This is a genomic window from Rufibacter sp. LB8 (genome assembly GCF_014876185.1).
Taxonomy (GTDB): Bacteria; Bacteroidota; Bacteroidia; order Cytophagales; family Hymenobacteraceae; genus Nibribacter.
In genome coordinates this window covers 965,330-983,059 of sequence record NZ_JADALJ010000001.1, presented here as the reverse complement: position 1 = coordinate 983,059, position 17,730 = coordinate 965,330, and the positions used below count along the sequence as shown (strand labels likewise).

The following is a 17,730-nucleotide window of genomic DNA, read 5'->3' as shown; positions in this document are numbered from 1 at the left end:
TTTCCCGTTTATATGATCAGAAGTTTAAAGTCCTTGGGGCTTTTGCTTGCCTTGGTAGGGGCAAGTGTTTCCAGCGTGGGCCAAAGCAAAGATTACCCTAGTTACGCAGAACTCACCACCAGATTACAGCACCTGGCCGCTCAATACAGTAAACACGCGTCGCTTACCACCATTGGCAAAACCGCTACGGGCAAAGAAGTGTGGCTCCTGACCTTGGGCCGGGAAAATGCAACCAACAAACCCGCCTTGGTGATTGCCGCCGGGGTAGAGCCTAAAAACCTGGCAGCCATTGAAATGTCGCTCATGATGGCCGAACGCCTGCTGCAATCTGCCCAGGTGCAGGATTCGGTTTTGAAACTGCTGCAAACCAAGACCATTTACATACTGCCCAACCTGAACCCCGACGCCACCGAGCAATATCATGAAAAATTGCGCTGGGAAAGAACCGGAAACGCCCAACCCGCCGATGAAGACCGTGATGGCCGCATTTTTGAAGATCCCTTTGAAGATTTAAACAATGATGGATTGATCACCCAAATGCGGATACAGGATTCCACCGGTCTTTACATTCCTTCAGCAGTAGACCCTCGGGTTATGGTGCTGGCAGACCCTTCCAAAGGAGAGAAAGGCGTGTACCGCGTATTGTCAGAAGGGATTGACAATGACAAAGACGGCCGCTGGAATGAAGACCCGGAAGGAGGGGTGCATTTCAACAAAAACTTCTCATATGATTTCCCTAATTTCCAGGAAGGCGCCGGCGAACACCCCATGTCTGAACGTGAGACAAAAGCCTTCGCAGATTTCCTCTTTGAATCTAGAAACGTATATGCCGTTTTTGTGTTGGGAGCCGCCAATACCTTGACCATTCCCTGGGAAAGTACTGCCACAAATGCCCAAAAAGGGGTTACAACTGGGTTGTTGGAAAAAGATAAACGGGTAAATCACCTGGTTTCTGAGCTTTATAAAAAGTCAGTTTCCGCCCAAGGCGCAGCCTCTACCAAGCCTGGCCCCGGCGATGTGATCCAGTGGGCCTATTTCCATTACGGCAGATATAGTTTCGGTACGCCCGCCTGGTGGCACCCGCCAGTAGCGCTTAGTAGTGATTCTGCAACTGCCAGTGCCGCGCTTTCAGAATATGAAGATGTCAATTTTCTGCGCTGGGCCGAACATGAAGACGTGCCGGGCGTTTTTATTCCCTGGCAAAAAATCAAGCACCCAGATTTTCCCGGGCAGACAGTGGAAATAGGAGGGTTGGTCCCGTATGTAAAGTTCACCCCGCCCAAACACCTGCTTGCTCCATTTGCCCAAAAGCACCTGCAGTTTTTCACGGCGTTCGCTATGGCCATGCCTTCGCTTAAAATTACCAGCCTTACCACGCAGGTGGCGGGCAAAGGTATGACCCGGGTTATTGCGGAGGTTGAGAACACAGGCAATTTACCTACTCATTCAGAAATGGGCGAGCGCAGCAGTTGGGTGCAGAAAGTGAAAATTACGCTTCAGTTGGAGGACGACCAGAAGTTAACCGAAGGAACCAGAATTAAAGTTTACCCGGCCTTACCGGCTGGCGGAAAAGTGCAGGTGAGCTGGTTAGTGAGCGGCACTGGTTTTGTCACGGTAGAAGCCCATAGCCCCATGGCAGGCACCCAAACCAAAGAGATTCTATTAAAACGATGACCTGTATGAAAACCTTGAAACGGGCCCTCGTATTGCTTGGCTTTTTAGCTGCGGTTACCAACCAACCCGGATTTGCGCAGGAGGGAGGACCAGCGGTAGTTTTACAAGATTCCATTCTGACTCCTAAAGTAGAGGCCGTTTGGAATAAGTATTATGACTATGCCAGCGTCACCGCCCTCTGCCAGCAACTGGCCGAAGCGCACCCCAACCTGGTGAAGCTGGAATCTTTGGGCGACTCCCACCAAGGCCGCAAAATGTGGGTTCTTACCATCACAGATTTCAGCGAGGGCACGGCAGAGCAAAAACCCGCCTTGTACCTGGACGGCAACATACATTCCACCGTTTATCCAGGGGTTGAAAACGTGCTTTTCACGGCTTGGTTTCTAGCAGAAGGCCATATGTCCAATCTATTCCTGCAGAATCTTCTCAAGGAGAAAACATTCTACATCATCCCTACCATTAACCCAGATTTAAGGGAAAATGTCCTGAACCCGTTTGCCGAAGCGCCAAGGGCTGGCGTTATCCCAATAGATGATGACGGTGACGGCCTACTGGATGAAGACAAACCCGAAGATTTAAATAAGGACGGATTCATCTCCTATATGCGCCGTAAGTCAAAAGATGGGCGATTTGTGGTGGACCCGCAAAATCCTTTCAGAATGATTGCCACCCCTTCTGAAAAAACGGGCAGGTACGAAATCTTAGGCTTTGAGGGGCTTGACAATGACAATGACGGCCGCGTGAACGAAGACCCCCAGAGCAACTATGATCCCAACAGAGACTGGCCCTGGAACTGGCAGCCAGCGCACATTCAGCGCGGGGCTTTCAAATACCCGTTTTCACTCACAGAGAACCGGAATGTAAAGAACTTTGTGCTGCGCGCGTCTAACATTGCGGCTGCGCAGGTGTACAGCGGGTTTGGCGCTTTCCATCCTCATGAAGAGGATTTTTCTTTTGCTGAAAACCCAACTCAGGAAGACGAGCGGGTATATAAAATGTTGGCTTCTGAGGCGCAGAAATTTCTGGCTGGATTGCCCTACCCCTTGGTATTTAAAAACCTGCAGGGTGCATTTGGAGGACAATTGAATTGGTTCCATGGTGCACGTGGGGTATATACGTTTTCAACTGAGATTCTCCCCGGCTATTCAATGGTTCAACAGAATGCAAAGCCCGCGGTATTTGATTATGAAGCCTTGCAACTGCTCTACCCAGATGAGGCTTTCCTGGACTGGGTTCCCTTTAACCACCCTACGCTGGGCATGGTGGAGATTGGTGGCCTGAAGAAAGATTTCCTGCCTGACCCCACCACCCATTTTGACCGGACCAAGCTTTTCCAAAACACCGTCCTCACCTTGTTTCATGCCTTGCATACCCCGCAATTGGAAATCCAGGGCGTGGAAACCAAGAAATTGGCAAACGGCCACACAGAGGTTACGGCCACCGTTACCAATACCCGCGTTTTACCAACCCACTCAAGCCAGGACCTGCTTTTCAAAATTGAGCGGCCAGACTTCATCAGTTTGAAAGATAGCACGGTGGTATCTGGCATTTTGGTAAGTATTGGGCAGGAGACTTTTGAGAGAGAACAGAAAGTAAGCCCGGCCCGGCTGGAGATCCCTAATATTCCAGGGCATTCCAGCGTGACGGTGCGTTGGGTGGTGAGTGCGCCAGCCCCAACCTTACAGGTGGAAGTGGAAAGCCGGAAGGGCGGCGTGGTGCGCAAGCGTTTTTAGGCTCATTTCCAAAAATGAGCCTAAAAACAGAAAGGGCAGCCATTGGCTGCCCTTTCTGTTTTTATAAGTTAAAATTACAAAGTCTCAAAATAGGCCAAAACCCGCACTACATCACCCTCTGAGGAAATGTTGATTTTCTCCTTGTCCATAAAACTTTTCACCTGCACTTGCTTCGGTCCTAAAGCCTCTAGCACAGATTTTTTGGCCAATTTTATTTTGCGCATCTGCCCGTCTACAATGAGAAAATACTGTTGCTCGTCAACCAGTTCATCATAGGGTCTGTTCATACTATAGGCGCCTTTGTAGCTTGCCTCCACTTTTGTCTTGCCTACCTTTTTAAGGAAGGTGGACTTGCCGGAATGTAATACAGCCATAAAAGTCTCAGACAACTTGGGATCCAATGCCTGGGCTTCTTTGAATTTCCTGAATTCAATGGGGCCGGTGGCCGAAGGCAGGTCAAGGGCAAAACTTTTTACCGCATTGGTGCTGAACTGTATGGTATCAGTACTTTTGGGGAGTACGGCCACCAACAAGTTGGAAAACACGTCATACTTTATTTTAAGGTTATCATAAGCCTGTGTTTTTCCTTTGTTGTCTACGGCAATCTCCACAGAACCAGGCAGCCAGGAATCAATGAAATAGGGGTGGCCTTTCATGCCGGCATACCGGTTATCAAAACCCAGAACGCCTCCTGTAGCCCCTGACTTTCCCAGACTAGAAAGCATATTCAGGGTTTGTTGGCCCGCGGCACCATCCAAAGTGTTTTGAGCAGAAGAACCGTAGGTCATTCCAAGGCCAAGGGTCATGCTCAGGCCAACTTTTCTAATAAAAGATTTCATATAGCTTCAACGCTGTAGTTTATACTTTAAATTTACAACTTTCTGGTATTAAAAAGAAATAAGGTTTATTCCTCATTTAAAATTTTGAACATGGCTTCCTCTTTTTTCAAAGCGTCCTTCATGTCTTCTCAGTCAAAGTCATTTTTGGCAGTAGTTGGGTTGAGCCTGGTCTTGTTTTCCTGCATGCCCAAGTGCCCTATTAATGCGTGCCAAACCAGAAAGGTTCACCGGCACGGCGAACAGCAGTTCAGGGGCATGCCCTGGTACAAAAAGCAAAACCCCAGAATAGGTGAAAAGCTAAAAAAACCTTCCAAAGAAGTGCAACAGGAACTAGACGGGAAAGGTGCCGGCAAGAAGGGCAAGAATTAGCTTTTTACTATCTTTTTGCGTAAATTGCCTGCTTATAAATAGTCCAAAATTTAAGCTGTATTGAAGTAAAATGGCAGAAAACGAACGGATAATCCCCATCAACATTGAAGATGAGATGCGTGGCGCTTACATTGATTACTCAATGTCTGTGATCATCTCCCGGGCCCTCCCAGACGTGCGGGATGGATTGAAACCGGTGCATCGGCGGGTGTTGTACGGAATGTCTGAGTTAGGGGTCTCCTATAACAAAGCATATAAGAAATCGGCCAGAATTGTGGGAGAAGTGTTGGGAAAATACCACCCGCACGGTGACTCCTCTGTGTATGACACCATGGTGCGCATGGCCCAGCCCTGGTCTTTGCGGTACCCCTTGGTAGACGGCCAGGGAAACTTTGGCTCCATTGACGGCGATTCTCCCGCCGCCATGCGTTACACAGAAGCCCGCCTGAAAAGGATTGCCGATGAATTGTTGGCCGACCTGGAGAAAAACACCGTCAATTTCACCGCTAACTTTGATGACTCCTTAAAGGAGCCCAGCGTGTTGCCGGCTAAATTCCCCAACCTGTTGGTGAACGGAACCTCAGGTATTGCCGTGGGCATGGCCACTAACATGGCCCCACACAACCTCACGGAGGTGGTGAACGGCACTATAGCCTATATTGAAGACAATGAGATCACCATCGCAGATCTCATGAAATATGTGACTGCCCCAGATTTTCCTACCGGTGGTATCATTTATGGTTACGACGGTGTAAAATCTGCTTTTGAGAATGGCCGGGGCCGCGTGATTGTTCGCGCCAAAGCTAATTTTGAAACCACTAAGTCGGGCAAGGAGCAAATCATTGTCACCGAGATTCCTTACATGGTCAACAAAGCGGCCATGATTGAGAAAACCGCCGCCCTGGTCAACGAGAAGAAAATTGAAGGCATCTCTGACCTGCGCGATGAATCTGACCGCGACGGCCTGCGCATTGTCTATGACCTCAAGCGCGACGCCATCCCGAATGTAGTCCTCAACAACCTGTTCAAGTACACCGCGCTGCAGTCCTCTTTTGGGGTGAACAACGTAGCCCTGGTAGGTGGCCGCCCAATGACCTTGAACCTCAAGGAACTGATCAAGTACTTTGTGGACCATCGTCATGAGGTAGTGATCAGACGGGCAGAGTATGACCTGGAAGAGGCTCGTAAGCGTGCCCACATCTTGGAGGGCTTGCTTATTGCTTTGGACAATCTGGACGAGGTGATTACCTTGATCCGGTCTTCGCGTGACCCTGAGGTGGCCCGAAATGGTTTGATCGAGCGTTTTGGCTTGTCAGATATTCAGGCCCGCGCTATTTTGGACATGCGTCTGCATAGATTGACCGGTCTGGAGCGTGACAAAATCAACAAAGAATACCAGGAGATTAAAGCCTTGATTGACTATTTAATGGAAGTTCTGGCCAGCGAAGAGCTGCGCATGAACATCATTAAAGAAGAATTGGTTGAGATCAGGGAACGCTACGGTGATGAGCGCCGCACCAGCATTGAGATGGTGTCAAGTGACATTTCGCTGGAAGACATGATCCCAGATGAGAACATGGTGATCACCATTTCGCATGAAGGGTATGTGAAGCGTACCGCCCTCACAGAATACCGCAGCCAAAGCCGCGGTGGGGTGGGATCAAGAGGCGTAGCCGCTTCTAAAGTTGATGATTTCACAGAGCATTTATTCATTGCCAGCACCCACAATTACCTGTTGATCTTCACGGAGTCTGGGAGAGTGTTCTGGGTGAAAGTATATGAAATCCCTGAAGGAGGCAAGACCACCAAAGGCCGTGCTATTCAGAACCTTATCAATATAGAGAAAGACGACAAAGTACGCGCCGTGATAAATGTGCATGGGCTTAAAAACCCTGACTATGTGTTGAACAACTACCTGGTGTTCTGTACTGAGCAAGGCACTATCAAGAAAACGCCGCTTGAAGCGTATTCAAGACCAAGAGCCACCGGTATTCAGGCCATTACCATTAATGAAGGTGACCGCTTACTGGACGTGCAGCTGACCAATGGCGCCAATGATATTGTGATTGCTTTGCGCTCAGGTAGGGCCGTTAGATTCCCTGAAACCAAAGTACGCGTGATGGGTAGAACTGCCGCCGGAGTACGCGGGGTTTCTTTGGCAGACACCGAGGACAAAGTAGTTGGTATGGTTTGTGTACAAAACACAGAGACCAACTTGCTGGTTGTTTCTGAAAACGGTTTCGGGAAGCGATCTTCTCTGGAAGAATACCGTATCACCAACCGCGGCGGAAAGGGCGTAAAAACCCTGAACATCACGGAGAAAACCGGTAGATTGGTGGCCATAAAAGGGGTGCTGGATTCAGATGATTTAATGATCATCAACAAATCAGGCATCATCATCAGACTTCGTGTGGCTGACCTGAGAGTAATTGGCAGGGTGTCACAGGGTGTGCGTTTGTTGAGGCTGAACGAAGGTGATTCTATATCGTCGGTGGCCAAGATTGAGATTGAAGACAAAGCCGAAGTGATTTTAGATGAATCAACGTTGCCTTTGGATGAGACCTTGAACCCAACAGATTTAATAGACCCTGAAACTATTAGTGAGAACTAAAAAAGCTAGGAGAAGTGTTTGCGGCGAAAGAGAGATGTTTTAATTCTTCCTTTCGCCTTAAACCATAAATCCTTTTTCTTTTGGAAGTGATGAGTTTTAACCGGTATAATAATTTTAAGTAACACAACAAACAACCTAAACTAACCTATAAAAAGAGATGAAAAAATTTCTTTTAACGGCATCAGCTGTACTTTCAATGCAGGTTGCCTTTGCGCAGACCAGCGCCATTACCAATGCCATCATGTACAATGAGAAAGGCACCTTAGACAAAGCCAAGGCAGAAATTGACAAAGCCGTGGTTCATGAGAAAACCAAGGACAACGCCAAAGCGTGGTACTACAAAGGCGTAATTTACCAGGCCATGGCAGAGCACCCCATCTACGGTAAGTCTGTGAACCCAGCTGAGATGTCAAAGGCAGCGCATGAGGCTTTTGCCAAAGTGCCAGCCCTGGAAACCAAGAAAAAAGAATTCTCTGAAGATGCCGGCAAACGCCAGCAGTTGCTTATGAACAACATGTATGCCTATGCCTTGAACGAAGGCGTGGAGCACTATAACAACAAAAAGTTTACAGACGCCCAGAAGGCTTACATGAGAGCAGCTACCTATAAGCCGGAAGATACCACGGCTTACATCTATGCAGCCTATGCGGCCACTGGGGCAGAAGATTTTGCCTCGGCTAAGACCCTTTACTCACAGTTGGTAGACAAAAAGATGGCATCACCTACGGTGTTCTCTCAGTTGCTGTACATCTCGTCTTCCATAGACAAAAACGACAAGGAGACTTTGGCTATTTTGGAGAAAGCCCGTGCCGCCTACCCAAATGACCGTAACTTCATGCTGCAGGAATTAGATTTGTATCTGAAATCTGGCAGAGAGAAAGAATCTATGGCTAAATTGGATGCGGCTATTGCAGCGGACCCAACCAATGCAAATTTATTGACCGTGAAAGGCAACTTGTTGGACAAAGTTAACAAACCCGAAGAAGCGCTGGCTTCTTACAAAAAAGCGGTGGAGCTAGACCCCAACAACTTTGATGCGCAGTACAATATGGGCGTATATTACTTCAACAAAGGCGCGGCCCTGAACAGCAAAGCCAACAACATGAAACTGGCCGAATACCAGAAAAGCGGCAAGGCCATGTTGAACGAGGCGAAGAAATTCTTCAACCAGGCGCTGCCTTACTTTGAGGCATCGCTTAAGTTAAAACCATCTGACCGTACCACGGTACAGTCATTGCTGAAAGTGTACTCTGCCCTGGAAAGACCAGCAGATGCCAAGCGCATGGATGCCCTGTTGCAGCAGGACTAATACTTGTAGCTAGTGAACAAGAATTGAAAAGGGATCCAATGGCTCCCTTTTTTGTGCCCCAAAGCGTAGCATTTGAAAGTAACTGGTGAAATTCTTTGGCTGGGGAGAGCGCGTTGCCTATTTTCAAGAAAATTTACAACGCAACAACAAACATGGCAGTAGAAAAAGCGATTGCTATTATAGCCCACGACGGAAAAAAAGCGGAAATGGTGGCCTTTGTGAAAGACCACGCCCAACTTTTTCAGCAGACCAAATTAGTAGCCACAGGAACCACGGGCCTTTACGTGGAACAGACAGGACTAAAAGTCAAAAAACTGTTGTCAGGACCAAAAGGGGGCGACGCGCAGATTGCCAGCATGGTAGCCGAAGGAAAACTGCAGGCCGTCATCTTCTTTAGAGACCCGTTGGGCAAACACCCGCATGAACCAGATGTTCAAATGCTCATGCGCCTCTGCGACCTCCACAATGTGGCTCTGGCCACCAATCCTTCCACGGCTAAACTCATGGTGAAAGGGATAGAGGCTAGCATGAACCTTCCCAAATAACGAAGGGGTTGTACGTATTTCCGTTTTTGGCCTCTAAATCAGAAATGAGGTAAAATCCAGCTTGGTAAACTTACTTGCGTGGGCTGTTGTTATTCTGGTACAAGTCAATTGTATCAACCAAAGCATAACAACATGAAAAATATATCATTGGTAGGCTTCCTGCTGGTTTTTCTGGTGGCGGCCTGCAATTCTGTACGGGTTTTGAACTCTGAAGGAAATGACGCGTTCACCCTGAGTAACTACAAGACCTTCAACTTTTTACCAATCTCCACAGATTCTATTGGCTCACCAAAAGCGGAGGAGAATCTAGTGGTAATTCAGTCTGAAGTTAGAAGGCAGCTGGAGAGGAGAGGGCTGCGGTTTTCTGAGGCTAACCCAGATCTGCAGGTAAATATTGGCGTGGTGGTCACAGACGAAGTACAAACCCGCGACACCAATTTCAGGACAGATGCGCCGTATTACATGGGCCAGCGCCGCTATACCTGGAAATCAAAGGAAGTGGTGGTGAACCGTTTTCAGCAGGGAACAGTCTCAGTGCACTTGATTGATCCAAAAGCAGAGGCGTTGGTGTGGCAAGGAGAAGTGGCAGCAGTAGTTCCGTCTAAAAAAGAAAAAGCCAACAACAAAATCTCCGAAGGCGTGGAGAAATTATTCGCTGACCTTAGATAGGAAACCCAATTATCCTGTTTATTATGTAAACCAGAACGCCTTTGCAATGTGCAAAGGCGTTCTGGTTTTTGGGTTAAGGAGCGGTTATTATTCCGCGCCGGCTTTGCTTAAATCTTTAATGAATTCATCTAAGGTGTCTTTGCTGTAGCCAACGCGGCGGGCATAATCTAAGCAGAGGTTATATTCCTGGTCATTGATGTGGCCGTCTTGCAATACCATCATGACTAGGCTTTGCAGCTCTAAGGTTTTCTGTAGACCTTCCTCTGGAATAATAAAAGAAAGCACATTAAGGTTCTCGGCAATGGGCGTGGTGTCTTCCTGTGTTAAATTCAGACGTTCGCCAATAGAAACCAGAAAATCACTTTCGTTTTGATCCAGGTAATTATCGGCCATGGCCACTAAAAGCAAATTCTGGAAGAAGGCGAGTTTTTTCTGCTTGGTATTTAAGAGGTCATCAAAAGATGTTTGCGTAGCCATAAGCGTAGGTTCTAGAACAAAAGTGGTGTTGTCATAAATACTTACAAACCGGCGCAAAAGTTATGCAGAAACCAATTGAGAAATACAGGAGAAGACCTGCTGAGAAATATTACTTTACATAATATAAATTATAAGACAAAGAAATATATGGCAGAATAGGGGCCTTTTGCTACATTTTATGCCTGTTTAGCGGTACTGGTATAAAATGCCAGATTCCAGCGGTGTCCAGACGCAGGCTTTCTGGCCGCTGGCTTTTAAACCGTTGTTGGTCCAGGTGTTGCAGGTGTAAAACAAATGGTAACTTCCCACGGCTTCGTAAAACGCGTCATGCAGGCCGTAGTTGGCGTTGGTCTTGATGTGCATGGGTTTTCCGGTGGACGTGGTTTTGAATCGATTCTTAATAAACGCTACCAATTGCTGGTATTGCGCCTGACTAAGCCAGATTTTCTTGCAATCATCATTTTCCTCTAGATTTGTGAATAATGTGGCGTGAATCGCCGAGGAACTCAGCCCGAACATGGCTTTAAACGCGGTACTCACTTTTAAATCGGCTCAGGTGGGCGTTTCCAGGTAAAATCCTTTGTCGCCCCAGCCAAAACCCACGTACTTGGCGTCAAAGGCTGGATCTTTGGTATCTGTAACAGAAATATACGTGTTCCAGTCCATTACAGGATGCACCATGGGTACCACCAAATCTGTGTGTACGCCATTAGACAGCAGATAGATAGCCACCTCCGGTTTGGCGTTTTCTGCTCTGTGCACAGATAACCTTGACAGCACGAAGGCGGCCAAAAAGTAAAGTCCCACCAGCAACACCAGGCCTAGCACCGTAAACACCATAAATTTTATAGCCACGCGCATCATGTTTATTTAGATTTGCCTTAAGGTTACCCGGCAGGAACATTCTTTAATACAGCGGCATGGCAATAGTAACCCAAGGCAGGCGCAAATAGCAGATTTCCGTTTTTGGGCTCGTTTCTGGAAATGAGCCCGAAAATGCATTAACTAGGCAAACAAAAGTAGACGAAAACAGGTGGCTTTCTGTAGTTTTGCGGTCCTTATAGCTAAACCGTATGAAATTTGACACCGCCTCCCTCACCCGCCTTTCCATTCACCACGTGGGGAACAAAGGGCTGGAACAGAAAGTAACCTTGTCAGAAAGTGAGTTTTCGCCGGGCGATGGCCTGACCGACAAATTGGAGAAATTCTTTCTGGCCAAGTTCGCCAACGCCCATGAGCGGTTCCATTTCAGCCATGCCTCTTCGCTTAAATTCAATGAGGTGTACAGCTATTGTGAAAACATTTTCGCGGACAAAGAAGCCTTTCATGAGAATTCGCGCAGCATTGCCCGCCACTTGTTTGAGAGCACCACGCATCCTAAAATCAAGCCCGGTGAGTTGTACGTGTGTCATTTCATTAACTGTGAGATTGCCGAGCGCGTGGTGGAGGCCGTGGGCATTTTCAAGACCGAGGTAAAAAGCGGCTATTTTGACGTGCAGCGCAAAAACCGCGACTACACCATTTCTTACCTAGAGGGCATTGACAGCAACAAGTTTGACAAAGGCTGCATTATCTTCAACACGCAGCAAGACCAGGGTTTTGTGGTGGCCATTATTGACAACCAGAACCGCGGCGAGGAAGCCCAATACTGGCGGACTAATTTTCTGGGCCTCACCCAGATCAGTAATGAATTCCACCAGACTAACCATTTTTTGAACCTCACCAAAGAGTTTATCTCAGAGCGGATGACCGAGGAATTTGAAGTAGAGAAAACCGACCAGATTGCACTGCTCAACCGCTCTGTGGAATATTTTACCAAGCATGAGACCTTTGACAAAGAGGAATTTGAGACCGAGGTGTTTGGCCAGCAACCGGAGCTGATTGAATCTTTCAGAAACTATGACGGCGAGTACCGCCAGAATTATGACGTGGAACTGGAAGACAGCTTCGGGATTTCACCGCAGGCCGTCAAGAAGCAGAGCCGCGTGTTCAAGAGCGTGCTCAAGCTGGACAAAAACTTCCATGTGTACATTCACGGCAACAAAGACATGATTGAAAAAGGCGTGGACCAAGACGGCCGCAAGTTTTACAAGTTGTTCTACGAAGACGAGGAATAATTCCTGTTTTCGGGCTCATTTCTGGAAATGAGCCCGAAAACGGGCCACGGCATGACAACTTTTTCCCGAGGTTTCTGTTCCCAATAGACCACCTTCGGGTTAACTGACCGTTAAGACTTGTATGAATCTATTTGTTTCCGCAGAACTCAACCAAACCCAACAAGTCCTGCTCCTGGCCAATTTGCCCGCCGGGTTCAAAACGGTTTTCGCGGCTGAAATGCAGGAGAAAGAAGTTCTGGTGGCATTGCGCCAAGCGGAAATTATCTTTGGCAACCCTCCGGTGCAATGGCTTGCCGGTCCCCTACCCGCCCTGCAGTTCTGGCAACTGGACTCTACCGGTTTTCACCAATACAAAGACCTCGACCTTTCTTGCACGGTGGCCAACATGGGTGATTTTTACGCCCAAGCCTGCGCAGAAACCATGGTAGCCGGCCTTCTGGCTTTTTACCGGGGCATTCCTACTTTGGTGAAACTGCAGGAGCAGAAGCAATGGAAAGGAAAACTGCTTCGGCCCAATCTGGAGTTGCTTTCTGGTAAAAAAGTGCTGGTGTTAGGTGCCGGTTCCATTGCGCAGGCCATCAAAAAGATGCTGCTAGGGTTTGGGTGCCAGGTGTGGCTTTCGGGCAGGCAGAATCCGGCGGCAGATTTACTGTCTTATGAAGCTATTTTAGAACAGCTCCCAATGGTTCAGATTGTGATCAACACCTTGCCGGGGCACCTGGTCCATTTTGTATCTGCTGATTTTTTTGCCAACATGGCCGATGGAAGTTTGTATGCCAGCGTGGGCCGCGGTTCCACCACTGATGAAGCCGCGCTGATAACCGCTTTACAAAACCAGAAACTGGCCGGCGCAGTACTGGACGTAACCGAACAAGAACCCTTGCCCGCCTTCTCTCCTCTCTGGGATTTGGAAAACGTACTTCTCACCCAACACACTGGCGGCGGACAAGTGCTGGAAACCGAAGGAAAAATCAACCGCTTTTTAAGAAACCTTGACCTTTTTCTTGCCGCGAAACCAGTGCCTGACAAAGTAAATCTTACCCAGGGATATTAAGATGTTTGCCGTTTTCGGGCTCATTTCCAGAAATGAGCCCAAAAACGGCAAATCAAATTAAAGCCAAAAAAAAGCGGCGATGACTTTTAGGAAGCCATCGCCGTTTTTATGTATACAAGATATGAGGTTATGCGGTCAATTCCACTTTAGGCGTGAAACCAGAGATGTCCTCACGGTCGTTGTCTGACCCATCAATCAGATAATTGGCGGCGGCCAGCGCAATGGCAATGACTAAAGCTGGCCAGAAGCCTTTTATCTCAAAGTTGCGGACCAATTTATCGGCTAGCTTGATGACCACCGCAGAGACAATCAGCTGCACAATGCTAGTGATAAGCCCCAACGTAACCACGTTCAGAATCACAGATAGCAACCAGCCCACCAACACGTTCAAAATGGCCACGAGCAAGGCAACCCACAGGGCTGTCCAGAAACTTTTAACCGTAATCTGCGGCAACAAATAGGCTAACAACAGGATGATTCCGGCGTTAACCAAAAGCTCAATAATCCAACTCATTTTTTCATAGTTTTAGGTAGAACAATTCGCCCAGCGGCGCTAATGGATACTTATACCATTATTCTTTCGGTTTGGTTAACAATAGCCTGTAATTACTGCAAAATCTCAAGCTGTGAACAATTGGTTTTTAGCCAGGCAATGCGCCAGTTGTTGGTACACGTCTCTTATTTTTTCTGGGTTTGGGTTTTCGCCTAGTGCTGTGGTCATGCGTTGCGCCAGACAGCCTTGCTGCAGCAGAATTTCTATGGCTTCGGTTAGGTCCTGGGTGAAAACCGGGGCATTTTTGACTTCTGCCCAAAGGTGTTCCCAAACAGTTTTCATGGAAGTTTTTCCCGCCGGCAAACCGAAGTTCTGTAAGTATATTCCTGAAGCAATTTCTGTGTTTGGTCCGGTCTTGATGGCGTTCAGAAAAAGGTCGGCCAGCGCTTGGGTGGGTATTTTTTTCTGATGCTCAAAACTGCCCCACTCCTCTTTCTCCAGTTTTTTCAGGATCTCGGTGACCAGAGCCGCAATGGCAATGTCGGCTTTGGGGCATTCCTGGTTGTCAATGATCCTGATCTCAATGGCCCCGCGCGAAAACCGGGCAATGGCTCCCCTTGAATTCAGGAATTCTTCCTGCAAAATGCCCTCCGGGTCATGCTTGGCAATGGCCGCAAACATGGGTTCAAATATCTTGGCTTGATATTCCTGTTGGGTGAAAACGGCCTCCGGCACCACCTGTCCGGCAATCTCTGGAATCCGTTGCTGGTTTTTGCGGTAGACTTCCAACCGCGTGTCCAGAAGTCCGCTCAGTTCACCGTCTAACATTGGTGATGCCGCGCTTAACGCCGGAATCAATGGCAAGATTAACCGAATGGCGGCGTGCAATCTTCCAAATTCCTCATCAGTGGCAAACGGCAGATTGATGTGCGTGCTCTGCAGATTTGACCAACCATGGCCGCGGCAATCAAACACCTGGTTGTAGGCTTCATAAATTTCTGAAGAGTCATGCGGCCATAGCTTGGTTTGGGTGAATGGGTCCATGAACGGGTGCGCGCCGGTGGGCAGCAACATGGCATTGAACGGCTCAAGCAATTGGTTGATTCTGACTACTTCGCCATGGAAATACTGAGATAGGTTGTCAAGGGTTGGGGCCGGTCCGTTGGTTTTGAGCTCCAGCACATGCAACACCAGTTCATTGGACCAGGCCATGGGGCCACGCTCCACATCAGAAGTTTGCTCACCGGCCTCGGCTTTGAGCACTTCATCGGCAATGGGTTTCACTTGCAAGGTGTCGCGGTCCACAATCATGTATTCCATCTCCACCCCGAAGCCTTCAAAGAGCCCTAATTTCTTAACTTTGTCCATTGTTGCCTACGTTCTTCTGGTTGTCAATGCGCCGTTTGATAGACTTGAGAATGGTGGTGTACAGATCTTTTTTCAAGACTTTGTCTTCCACGCCGTAATCAATGTTGGGGTTGTCATTCACCTCAATAATATAGGCTTTGCCGTCTATCTCTTTCAGGTCCACGCCGTATAGACCGTCACCAATGAGGTTGGCGGCTTTGAGGGCGGTGTGCAGCACAAAAAACGGCACTTCAGCGAAAGGAACTGTCTCAAAATTGCCCGAGATGTCTTTCTTCTTGCCTTCCCAGTTGTAGATCTGCCAATGGTCTTTGGCCATATAATATTTGCAGGCGTACAGCGGCTGCTTGTCTAAGATGCCAATGCGCCAGTCAAAATCTGTGGGCCTGAATTCCTGCCCAATGATCAAATCAGACTCGGCCAGCATTTCCTTGAGTTGGTCTTGTAGTTCTTCCTCGGTTTTCACTTTCACCACGCCCTGGGAGAACGAGGAATCTGGCTTCTTGAGCACGCAAGGCAACCCTAAGTCTTCAATCACCTTGTTGCAGTTCTGGCGGTGGATGATCATGGTCTTGGGAATGGCCACTTTGGCCTTGGTCAAGAGTTCGGCCAGATATACTTTGTTGGTGCAGCGCAAAATTGAAACGGGATCATCAATGACCACCAAGCCATCTGACTGGGCCCTGCGCGCAAACCGGTACGTGTGGTGGTTCACCGACGTGGTTTCCCTGATGAACAAGGCGTCAAACTCAGACAAGCGGCGGTAATCTTCTTTGGTGATGAGTTCGGTGTAGAAACCCAGCGCGTCGCCGGCTTCCATAAACTGCTGAATGGCCTTGTCATTGGAGGGCGGGTCACTGTCGGCGGGGTTCACCAGAATGGCCAGGTCATAGATCTTCTTGTTCATTCTGAGGCTGGAGAACCGGTTGCGGGCAAAATAGGCCTTCGCGAATTTGTACAGGTCCCGCAAGTGGTGCTCGGGCACCTCGTTCACCGGAATGGGATTGATGCTCTCCAGGGACCACTCTTTATTATAAACAAACTGCGCGCGCAGCAACGGGGCCTGAAACAAGTCATGCAACTGCTTGCTCAGCTTTTCATACTGCTTGGCCACGTTCTGCCCGAAATAAATGCTGAGCGTGAAGTTCTTGGATTTGAGCTTGCTCAGGCTTTTCTGAATGGTCTCGTCCAGTTCATCAGTGATAGCCCGCACAATGGTCTGGGACTTGAGGTCCTGAATGGTGATCATGTTGGGAATAGCCCGGTGGCCCCGCGCCTCTGCCAGTAAAGACACGTAATAGCCGCTGCTCTGGTATTTGTAGGACCGGCACAGGTTAAAGATGCGCGCGCTTTTCAGTTCTGTGTAAGCGGGGTCTGTGAGGTACCGTTGCGCGTCTACTACTTCCACATCCTCTACGTCTAAATCCCAGTCCTTGGGATTATTGACTACTACTAGTTTGCGCATGAAGGTCTTCTGCTTTGTCTTTAGAGTTATTTTTATTTGGGGTTGGTTCAATCACCAACAGGTTGGCGTCATAGGTGACAATGCCCAGCATAATGGCGTTGATGAGCCGGGTCACGGGCACGTTGTAATAATTATTCCCGAACAAGGGATTTTCCTGGTACGGGTCTGCCACAATTACGTGTTGCTTGTCCTGCTCATCAGCAAAACCGGCCAGCACCACAAAATGGCCCAGTGGCTCGCCGCGCACGTCGTCATAGATGGCCTCGCCGCGTTCATTGGTTCTTTCGCGGGCGCAGTTGTAGAGATAGGTGGCACTCAGACCGGTGAGCAGCGGCACGCCCCTGGAGAAATACTTGTCTAATAAACTGACGGTGAGGTCACGGTAGCAGATTTCGCCGCCCAGTTGCAGGAACTCAATGTAGGCGCGGGTGGCTACCTGCAGTTTGGTGTCTTTCTTATAGAGCAACTGCTCCTGCAAGTTGGAAATCAGTTTGTCGCGGCCCTGTTTAAACCAGGTGGGGTCAAACACATACAAATTATAGGAGTAAATGCGCGCCTGGTAGCCGCGTTTGAGCGCATGGCAACCCAGCAGTACGGCCAGCGTGCCGCCTTCCTCCAGAAATGAAACCTCAGAGATGACCTGCTCCAGCGGAAGCTTGTCTTCAAAATACTGGTACACCGCGTGCAGGCTGGTGGGCCCGCAGGTGGAGTCGTCTGGTTGGGTGAGAATTTTAAAGGAATTCAGGAGCGTGACAGGAAGCACAACGGTCAAAAGCTGGTGGTGCCTCTTATACGTGTTTTTGCGGCAGTGTTTCTCTGTGACCCAGAATATATTCTGGTTTTGGCGCGGTTGCCCGCCCAAAGGCAGCCCATGAAAACACTTTTGTACAAACAAAATGCACCTTTCTTAGTTGTTGCATTTAGTTTTATGCTATTTTAGACGCTGAGAGGCTTTTAAAACGCGCTCAATGGCACTGTTCATCACTTTGCCGTACCGTAAACCAACTTAA

The 17,730-nt window shown here is 48.5% G+C and carries 15 protein-coding genes and 1 pseudogene; 9 read left to right on the top strand and 7 right to left on the bottom strand.

Translation table 11 applies throughout. The features are described from left to right. Positions 1-12 precede the first annotated feature (12 nt). Complete coding sequence (locus tag IMY23_RS04165) at positions 13-1,674, top strand: M14 family metallopeptidase (RefSeq protein WP_192820879.1); 1,662 nt, start codon at positions 13-15, stop codon at positions 1,672-1,674. Between the two features lie 5 nt (positions 1,675-1,679). Next, on the top strand, positions 1,680-3,407 hold the full coding sequence (locus tag IMY23_RS04160; RefSeq protein ID WP_192820878.1) for a M14 family metallopeptidase: 1,728 nt from the start codon (positions 1,680-1,682) through the stop codon (positions 3,405-3,407). A 74-nt stretch (positions 3,408-3,481) separates the two neighbouring features. On the opposite strand, the gene IMY23_RS04155 is transcribed toward IMY23_RS04160, so the two are convergent. Further along, the gene (locus IMY23_RS04155; RefSeq protein ID WP_192820877.1) at positions 3,482-4,246 is read right to left on the bottom strand and encodes a hypothetical protein; all 765 of its coding nucleotides are present in this window, start codon (positions 4,244-4,246) and stop codon (positions 3,482-3,484) included. 120 nt (positions 4,247-4,366) lie between these two features. Here IMY23_RS04155 and IMY23_RS04150 point away from each other — a divergent pair, with 120 nt between their 5' ends. The 5 genes from IMY23_RS04150 (at position 4,367) to IMY23_RS04130 (ending at position 9,749) form a co-directional block, all read left to right on the top strand. Then, positions 4,367-4,615: a hypothetical protein gene (locus IMY23_RS04150; RefSeq protein WP_192820876.1), complete on the top strand. Its 249-nt coding sequence runs from the start codon at positions 4,367-4,369 to the stop codon at positions 4,613-4,615. 70 nt (positions 4,616-4,685) lie between these two features. Beyond that, positions 4,686-7,226 (top strand): DNA gyrase subunit A, encoded by a 2,541-nt coding sequence (gene gyrA, locus IMY23_RS04145; protein ID WP_192820875.1) that lies wholly within the window; start codon positions 4,686-4,688, stop codon positions 7,224-7,226. A 157-nt stretch (positions 7,227-7,383) separates the two neighbouring features. Then, positions 7,384-8,535 (top strand): tetratricopeptide repeat protein, encoded by a 1,152-nt coding sequence (locus IMY23_RS04140; protein ID WP_192820874.1) that lies wholly within the window; start codon positions 7,384-7,386, stop codon positions 8,533-8,535. 152 nt (positions 8,536-8,687) lie between these two features. Then, positions 8,688-9,080 carry a methylglyoxal synthase gene (locus IMY23_RS04135; RefSeq protein ID WP_192820873.1) on the top strand — a complete coding sequence of 131 codons (393 nt, stop codon included), beginning with the start codon at positions 8,688-8,690 and terminating at the stop codon, positions 9,078-9,080. A 132-nt stretch (positions 9,081-9,212) separates the two neighbouring features. Then, on the top strand, positions 9,213-9,749 hold the full coding sequence (locus IMY23_RS04130; RefSeq protein WP_192820872.1) for a DUF4136 domain-containing protein: 537 nt from the start codon (positions 9,213-9,215) through the stop codon (positions 9,747-9,749). Positions 9,750-9,836: 87 nt separating this feature from the next. Here the strand turns inward: IMY23_RS04130 and IMY23_RS04125 are convergent, their stop codons facing one another. Together IMY23_RS04125 and IMY23_RS04120 are read right to left on the bottom strand one after the other, a co-directional pair. Next, on the bottom strand, positions 9,837-10,226 hold the full coding sequence (locus IMY23_RS04125) for a hypothetical protein (protein WP_192820871.1): 390 nt from the start codon (positions 10,224-10,226) through the stop codon (positions 9,837-9,839). A 186-nt stretch (positions 10,227-10,412) separates the two neighbouring features. Next, positions 10,413-11,066, bottom strand: a pseudogene (locus tag IMY23_RS04120) (TIGR02117 family protein). Between the two features lie 233 nt (positions 11,067-11,299). On the opposite strand from IMY23_RS04120, the gene IMY23_RS04115 reads away from it, so the two are divergent. Both IMY23_RS04115 and IMY23_RS04110 read left to right on the top strand, forming a co-directional pair. Beyond that, complete coding sequence (locus IMY23_RS04115) at positions 11,300-12,343, top strand: nucleoid-associated protein (protein ID WP_192820870.1); 1,044 nt, start codon at positions 11,300-11,302, stop codon at positions 12,341-12,343. Positions 12,344-12,464: 121 nt separating this feature from the next. Beyond that, complete coding sequence (locus IMY23_RS04110) at positions 12,465-13,397, top strand: D-2-hydroxyacid dehydrogenase (RefSeq protein WP_192820869.1); 933 nt, start codon at positions 12,465-12,467, stop codon at positions 13,395-13,397. 127 nt (positions 13,398-13,524) lie between these two features. On the opposite strand, the gene IMY23_RS04105 is transcribed toward IMY23_RS04110, so the two are convergent. The 4 genes from IMY23_RS04105 to IMY23_RS04090 form a co-directional block, all read right to left on the bottom strand. Then, on the bottom strand, positions 13,525-13,911 hold the full coding sequence (locus IMY23_RS04105) for a phage holin family protein (protein ID WP_192820868.1): 387 nt from the start codon (positions 13,909-13,911) through the stop codon (positions 13,525-13,527). 105 nt (positions 13,912-14,016) lie between these two features. Then, the gene (locus IMY23_RS04100) at positions 14,017-15,258 is read right to left on the bottom strand and encodes a glutamate-cysteine ligase family protein (protein ID WP_192820867.1); all 1,242 of its coding nucleotides are present in this window, start codon (positions 15,256-15,258) and stop codon (positions 14,017-14,019) included. After that, on the bottom strand, positions 15,245-16,720 hold the full coding sequence (locus IMY23_RS04095; RefSeq protein ID WP_192820866.1) for a RimK family protein: 1,476 nt from the start codon (positions 16,718-16,720) through the stop codon (positions 15,245-15,247). Before IMY23_RS04095 ends, IMY23_RS04100 begins: the two co-directional genes overlap by 14 nt. Beyond that, positions 16,695-17,483: a peptidase-C39 like family protein gene (locus tag IMY23_RS04090; protein ID WP_370589900.1), complete on the bottom strand. Its 789-nt coding sequence runs from the start codon at positions 17,481-17,483 to the stop codon at positions 16,695-16,697. Before IMY23_RS04090 ends, IMY23_RS04095 begins: the two co-directional genes overlap by 26 nt. Positions 17,484-17,730: the final 247 nt, after the last annotated feature.